The sequence below is a fragment of the Streptomyces sp. NPDC002690 genome (genome assembly GCF_053592415.1).
Genome location: NZ_JBSFVR010000606.1, coordinates 1 through 2,707 on the forward strand (window position 1 = coordinate 1; position 2,707 = coordinate 2,707).

General features: G+C 68.3%; 1 protein-coding gene and 1 pseudogene. Both read left to right on the forward strand.

Annotated features, from left to right (window positions below; all coding sequences use genetic code 11):
• Positions 1 to 231: 231 nt before the first annotated feature.
• Complete coding sequence (locus ACWD3D_RS35770; protein WP_451464838.1) at positions 232 to 1,692, forward strand: basic amino acid/polyamine antiporter; 1,461 nt, start codon at positions 232 to 234, stop codon at positions 1,690 to 1,692.
• A 49-nt stretch (positions 1,693 to 1,741) separates the two neighbouring features.
• Positions 1,742 to 2,611 (forward strand): annotated as a pseudogene (locus ACWD3D_RS35775) (arginine deiminase family protein); the annotation flags it as partial.
• Positions 2,612 to 2,707 lie beyond the last annotated feature (96 nt).

The window sequence follows — 2,707 nt, forward strand, 5'->3', positions numbered from 1 at the left end:
CCAAGGTGACGCTGGAGCCGGGCGCTTCCGCGACCGTCGTCCTGGACGTCCCCCGGGAGGCGCTGGCCGTGTCCTGTTCCGTGCCCTTATTGCTTCTATCGGTAAAAATTGCCCGCAATATGACAAAGCGGGCGGAGCGCACTAGATTCCCGTCGCAATGAACGTGTGTCATTTCGACCGGAGCGCATCGTTCCCGCGCGGACCGGAAGAGGCACCTCGCGGAGGGGAAACATGACCAACGCCGAGGCCGGTACCGGCACCCCCGCTGAGGCGCCCTCGCCCGCGGCCAAACTGACTCTGCTCACCCTGACGACGATGGTCGTCGGCTCCATGGTCGGCGCCGGCGTCTTCTCGCTGCCCCGGCGCTTCGCCGCGGAGACCGGGGTCGCGGGAGCGCTGATCTCCTGGGCGGTCGCCGGAATCGGCATGCTGATGCTCGCCTTCGTCTTCCAGAAACTCGCGGTCCGCAGACCCGACCTCGACGCGGGCGTGTACGCCTACGCCAAGGCCGGGTTCGGCGAGTACCTCGGCTTCTTCTCGGCCTTCGGCTACTGGGCCAGCGCCTGCGTCGGCAACGTGACCTACTGGGTGCTCATCATGTCCACCATCGGGGCCATCGCCCCGGCCCTCGGAGACGGCGACACGGCCCTCTCCATCGTGCTCTCGTCGGTGGGGCTGTGGGCGTTCTTCTTCCTCATCCGGCGCGGAGTGAAGGAAGCGGCGGCGATCAACCGGATTGTGACGGTGGCGAAGGTCGTCCCGATCCTCGTCTTCGTGATCCTCGCCCTCTTCTACCTCGACACGTCCGTGTTCGCCGACAACTTCGCCGGCGCCGACTACGCGGGTTCGCTCTTCAACCAGGTGCGAGGCACCATGCTGGCCACCGTCTTCGTCTTCCTCGGGGTCGAAGGGGCCAGCGTGTACTCCCGCCACGCCAAGCGGCGCGAGGACGTCGGCCGGGCCACCGTCCTCGGCTTCCTCAGTGTCTTCGCCGTCTTCGCCTCCGTCACCATCGTCTCGTACGGCATCCTGCCGATGGCCGAGATCGCCGAGCTCCGACAGCCGTCCATGGCCGGGGTCCTGGAAGCGGCGGTCGGCACCTGGGGCACGGTCTTCGTGAGCGTGGGGCTGATCATCTCCGTCCTCGGCGCCTACCTGGCGTGGACGTTGATGGCCGCCGAAGTGCTCTTCGTGGCCGCCCAGGACGACGACATGCCCCGCTTCCTGGGCCGGTCCACCGCCGCCGACGTGCCGGTACCCGCCCTGCTCATGACCACGGCGCTCAGCCAACTGGTCCTCGTCGTCACCGCCTTCTCGGACGACGCCTTCAACTTCGCGCTCGACCTGACCAGCGCGCTCACCCTGATCCCCTTCCTGCTGGCCGCCGCCTTCGCGGTCAAGATCGCGCTGAGGCCCGAGCGCGAAGGCGCCGTCGGCGGGGCCACCAGGGGAGAGCTGGTCGTCGCCGCCCTCGCGACCCTCTACACGGCTTTTCTGCTCTACGCCGCGGGGCTGAAGTTCGTTCTCGTCTCCTTCATCATCTACGCCCCGGCGACCTTTCTCTTCATCAAGGCCCGTCGGGAGCAGAACCGCGGGCTGTTCTCACCGGTCGAAGCGGTCATCTGTGCCGTCTCGATCGCGGGCGCCGTCATGGGTGTGATCGCCCTCGCCGCCGGCTGGATCGAACTCTGACCCCGTCCCACCCCGGCCGCCCCGCCGGTGAACCGCGAAAGGCTTCCCCATGACTGACACGACCGCCCAGAGGCCCGCCCTCGGCGTCCACTCCGAGGTCGGCAAGCTGCGCAAGGTCCTGGTCTGCGCACCGGGGATGGCCCATCGGCGGCTCACTCCCACCAACGCGGACGACCTGCTCTTCGACGACGTGATGTGGGTGGAGAACGCCCAGCGGGACCACGCCGACTTCGTCAACAAGATGCGACAGGCGGACGTCGAGGTGGTCGAACTGCACGAGTTGCTCGCCGAGACCATGGCGATCCCGGCCGCCCGGGACTGGCTGCTGGACCGCAAGATCACCGCCAACGAGGTCGGCCTCGGACTCATCGACGACACCCGCGGTTTCCTGGAGTCGCTCGAACCCCGCCGGCTCGCCGAATACCTGATCGGCGGGCTCGCCACCGCGGACCTCCCCGACGAGTTCCGCTCCGGCTACCTGGCTCTGGCCCGCGAGTCGACGGCCGCCCGCGAATACCTCATGCCGCCGCTGCCGAACACCCTCTACACCCGGGACACCACCTGCTGGCTCTACGGAGGAGTCACCCTCAACCCCTTGTACTGGCCGGCCCGCCACGGCGAGACGCTCCTGATGGCCGCGATCTACGCCTTCCACCCGGACTACCGGGGCGCGAAGGTGTGGTGGGGCGACCCGGAGCAGGACTGGGGCCAGGCGACCTTCGAGGGCGGCGACATCATGCCGGTCGGCAACGGAGTCGTCCTCATGGGGATGAGCGAGCGGACCTCGCGCCAGGCCATCACCCAGGTCGCCGCCGCCCTCTTCCGCGAGGGTGCCGCCGAGCGCGTCATCGTCGCGGGTATGCCCAAGCTGCGCTCCGCCATGCACCTGGACACCGTCTTCACCTTCGCCGACCGCGACACGGCCGAAAACCGCATCCGGTGCTACGTCTGCTGGGCAGCCTCGCGCTCTGCGCGTTCCAGGCCGTATGGGTGATCAGCGTGACCACGAACTTCC

Excerpts from the sequence above, each read along its gene's own strand:
- ACWD3D_RS35770 (WP_451464838.1), top strand. The coding sequence starts at position 232 with ATGACCAACGCCGAGGCCGGTACCGGCACCCCCGCTGAGGCGCCCTCG.